Here is a 4,016-nt window from a genome sequence, read left to right on the forward strand (position 1 = left end):
TATCATGCTATTTCTATTTGGCAGTATTAAATCTTGGACCGAGTGAGCTGCGTTACTAAGCGCTGCTGTGGTGGGGGATGGCACTTGCAGCACTGAAATCAATTGCTTGAGAAACTCGGCATTAAACGATGGTTTATGCTGATGTTTAAGCTCGGGACTCATGCCATTCTCAAGCACCACAAACAGGGTGTCACTGTGCTCAGGCAAACGGATAAAGCCCGCTAAGTTAGACACGCCTTGCATCGAGCCTGTTTTAGCAAAAATTTGCTGCTTCAGCGGCGGCTTGTTGTAACCCATGCGATACCTTAAGGTGCCGCTTATTCCTGCTTGCGGCAGACTGGTCATTAACGGGCTAAAGCGACTGTCCTTATGGATGAGTGCCAATACCGCCGCTAACTGCTGTGCATTGAGCAAGTTATAGCGTGACAGGCCAGAACCATCGACAATGTTAGCGTTACTCAGATCGACGCCTAACTCCGTTAAAATCCGCTGCATGGCTGCCGCGCCATTAGTAAAGCTACCTTGGGCATTGAAATAACTTTTGCCAAGCTGTTTAAACAGGCTATCAGCAATCAAATTATCCGACTTGAGCAGCATAGTATCGAGCAGTTCAGGCAGTGGCGCCGAGCTATGGCTGGCAATCAGTTTCGCCTTTTTGGGCAAGCTAGTGCCGAGCTTAACTTTACCCGCCAGTGACATCTCACCTTTGAGCAGCGAGGTGAGGTTATCTTGGGCAAATTTGAACGGATCGCTGACCGCAATCGCCAGTCCAATCGCTTCACCGCCCGGATAACAGCCACGCAGATGATAGTTGTTTTGGCCTAGTCGCACCAAATCAAGCTGGCAAAATTCACGACTCGCCTTGGGATCAAATACCGCATCGCTGCTGACTTTTACCCCATAACTCCCCGTGCGCAGGCTCACCTGTGAAGGCTTATTGGCCGTGCTGGGGTTGAACTGACCATAAACGCAGTTCTGATTGATAATGTAACTCGACACAGGCGCGGCAAAACAAATGCCTAAGTCATCCCACACCCAACCAGGGGCTTGCATTTGCTCTTGTTTATCGCCGAGCAAATACAGATGTCCATCAATACGATTAATGCCTTGTTTCACGAGACTGGCAAAAATGGCCTTGAGATCGGCTTGAGTGAGCGTCGGATCGCCACTAAAACGCAGATAAGCGCTACCGGCGATATGGCCCTTGCGTATTGGTGCGTCCGTCCATAATTCAGTGACATAACGAAAATCAGGTCCAAGCTGAGCCATGGCACTCACAGCAGTGAGTAGCTTTTGCGTGCTGGCGGGAATAAACAGCGTTTCAGCCTGTTGGCTAAAGATCACTTGATTGCACGACATGTCCATTGCCAGCAGTGCAATTTGCGAGTGACGAGGGCTGATTTTGCTGACCGCTTGGCTAAGCGAAGTGGTTCGAGTCTCTATCGTTCCTGCGTCGATTTGCTCAGCGCGGGCGATATTGTGGCTCGCCGCTAGGAGTAGGCTGGCATACAGAGTGGTTTTCAGTAACGTTTCCATGTTAGCGATTGGCCATTTTTATTAAGAACACCATGGGCCTTCTGGTTAAGTTCGATGCAATGTGGGGTTAATCCTCACTGCTGCCGTCATCCTTTTCCATCAAGCGATATAAACGTAGGGTAACAAACAATACCAGTCCGATAAACAGTGGCAGGATCAGTAATCCCAACTGAGCTTTAAAATGGAAAATACCCCAGGCAAACAGCAGTGTCAGCGCTAACGTCAGCAAAATTTTTTTGTTCATGGTCTTCGTCTTTTATCGTGTTGGTTTAATCGCAAATAGGCGTTTTAGTTTACGCTAAATCACTGGGTTCGGGGTAAACGAAATAGGTTTGAAGATTATTTTGTGATTTGGCCGACATTTTAGCGGATCTTCAGTAAAACCTGCGATGGTTTGTATGGGCTTGTCGCGTTAAACATCACTCAATTCAGGAACAGTCCGATTAATATAGAACCGTTAATATTCACATTTTTACATTGCCCTTAACATGATATGTGTGCCGAAAAAACAGCCCTTAAATGTGGTTGTAATCCTAGCCTAAAAGATGTGATTTTTAGCTAAATAGTGGCGCTACGGCGGGATTACATCGCGTGAGGTCAAATTACCAGCAAAACCGCGAGGTTTCAGGAGGCTTTTGGGAGAAAAGTCTTGCCGAGACGAGGTGAAGTCGGTAATTTCTACCCCTTACGATTTTAGGTTCTTAGGTAACAACTAAACCATGCCACATATTAGTATGCGCGGCTTACCACAAGCGGTCGTTGCAGCGTTCAGCCAAACATTACTGCAGTCATTGGCGGATATATGTAAAGGTAATACAGAGAGTTTCACGTTAGATTGGATCCCAAGCATCAGTTTTCGAAATGGAAAAATTGATCAACGCTTCGTCCAAGTTGAGTTACTCTGGTTCCCTAAGGACCCTGATATCCATCTTAAAGTAGAACAAACGATCAGGCAGGCAGTGACAGAGGCCTATCCAGAGTTAACACATATTGCTGTGATGTTTTTATCATTGAACCCCAGTGCTTCCTATCGGGGTGGTCAGCATGATTAAAGGAGGATGCCTTGCTAGATAAGCTTGGTGGAATAGCCGTTCAACCCGAGGCTTTAACGTGGTTGCTCACGCCATGCCGTTTCAAGGCAGAATTACTCGCTCGTATCGCGAGCGCCAAGCACAGTATTTATATTGCGGCGCTGTATTTAGAAGATGACGAAGCTGGCCGTGAAGTATTACAAGCGTTAATGGATGCCAAAGCGGCAAATCCAGCGCTTGATGTCAAAGTATTAGTGGACTTTCACCGCGCAAGACGCGGCTTGATTGGCCATAAAGGCGATAGCGGTAACTATTTGATGTACCGCAGAGTGATGGCTGAAGCCGAACATCCCATCGATATCTTAGGTGTCCCCGTTAAGTCCCGTGAATTTATGGGCGTACTGCATCTTAAGGGCTTTATTATCGATGATGCGGTGATCTATAGCGGTGCCAGTCTCAATAATATCTATTTACAACAAAATGATAAGTACCGTTTCGACCGTTATCACTTGATTGAGTCGGCCGAATTAGCCCGCAGTATGCGCGCGATGATCCAGAAAAACATCATTGCTGATCCTGCAGTGTGTTCGTTAACCCAAGACGCTGAACAAGAAGTACTGCCGCCTAAGACGGACATGCGCAGCTTTAAGCTGAGATTGTCTGACGCTGAATATCAGTTTAAGGAAACCCGTGATGGCAACCGCATCACGCCGTTACTTGGGCTAGGCCGCAAGAAAAACTTGCTCAATAAAGTAGTTGTCGCCTTGGTGGAAGAGTCAAAAGACTCGCTGTTTATCTGCACGCCCTATTTTAATCCGCCGTATATTTTAGTGCGCGCCTTAGCTAAGCATTTGCGCAATGGCAAACGCATTGACATCGTAGTGGGCGACAAGACGGCTAACGATTTTTATATTCCGCCTGAGCAGGATTTCTCCACCATAGGTGCCTTGCCCTATATGTATGAGCAATCATTGCGTAAGTTTGCTAAACGCCAACAGTGGGCGATTGATAATGGTCAGCTGAATATCCACCTGTGGAAACACGGCATCAACAGTTATCACCTTAAGGGCATCAGTGCCGACGGCAGTAAGCATTTGATCACAGGCTCGAACCTGAATCCAAGAGCTTGGGCGCTGGATCTTGAGAATGGTTTGTTGATCCAAGATGAAATTGGCTGCTGGAAAGCCCAGTTTGAAGCCGAGCAGGCGCATATTCTTGAGCACACGCAGCGGTTATATCACTACAGCCAAGTGGATACCTTGCAGAGTTATCCTGCACCAGTGAAGAAGATCATGACCCGAATTCGTCGCCTTAAAGCCGATTTTTTACTGCGCCGTATTCTGTAACGCTGGGTTCTATAGCGCAACGAACTCGCCAATATTTCTGTTTAAGTATAGTTTGTTACCGATTAAAAAAGCCCACATCAATGTGGGCTTTTTTGTTAAATTG

4 protein-coding genes are annotated in these 4,016 nt (G+C 46.9%); 2 read left to right on the plus strand and 2 right to left on the minus strand.

The window, feature by feature from the left end; genetic code table 11:
* Together dacB and FW758_RS24040 are read right to left on the minus strand one after the other, a co-directional pair.
* A partial coding sequence (dacB, locus tag FW758_RS24035) for a D-alanyl-D-alanine carboxypeptidase/D-alanyl-D-alanine endopeptidase (RefSeq protein WP_446446769.1) occupies positions 1-1,536 on the minus strand: 1,536 nt, incomplete at its 3' end.
* A 67-nt stretch (positions 1,537-1,603) separates the two neighbouring features.
* Entirely contained in the window at positions 1,604-1,780 is a 177-nt protein-coding gene (locus FW758_RS24040) for a hypothetical protein (RefSeq protein ID WP_006086754.1), read from the minus strand.
* Between the two features lie 475 nt (positions 1,781-2,255).
* Between FW758_RS24040 and FW758_RS24045 the strand changes: the two genes are divergently transcribed.
* Complete coding sequence (locus FW758_RS24045) at positions 2,256-2,588, plus strand: DUF1904 domain-containing protein (RefSeq protein WP_446446770.1); 333 nt, start codon at positions 2,256-2,258, stop codon at positions 2,586-2,588.
* An 11-nt stretch (positions 2,589-2,599) separates the two neighbouring features.
* Positions 2,600-3,913 carry a CDP-diacylglycerol--serine O-phosphatidyltransferase gene (gene pssA, locus FW758_RS24050; RefSeq protein ID WP_446446771.1) on the plus strand — a complete coding sequence of 438 codons (1,314 nt, stop codon included), beginning with the start codon at positions 2,600-2,602 and terminating at the stop codon, positions 3,911-3,913.
* Positions 3,914-4,016: the final 103 nt, after the last annotated feature.

It is taken from the genome of Shewanella sp. 1180_01, from assembly GCF_052850535.1.

Coding starts and splice junctions, on each gene's coding strand:
- FW758_RS24040 (WP_006086754.1), bottom strand. CDS start 1,780: ATGAACAAAAAAATTTTGCTGACGTTAGCGCTGACACTGCTGTTTGCC.
- FW758_RS24045 (WP_446446770.1), top strand. CDS start 2,256: ATGCCACATATTAGTATGCGCGGCTTACCACAAGCGGTCGTTGCAGCG.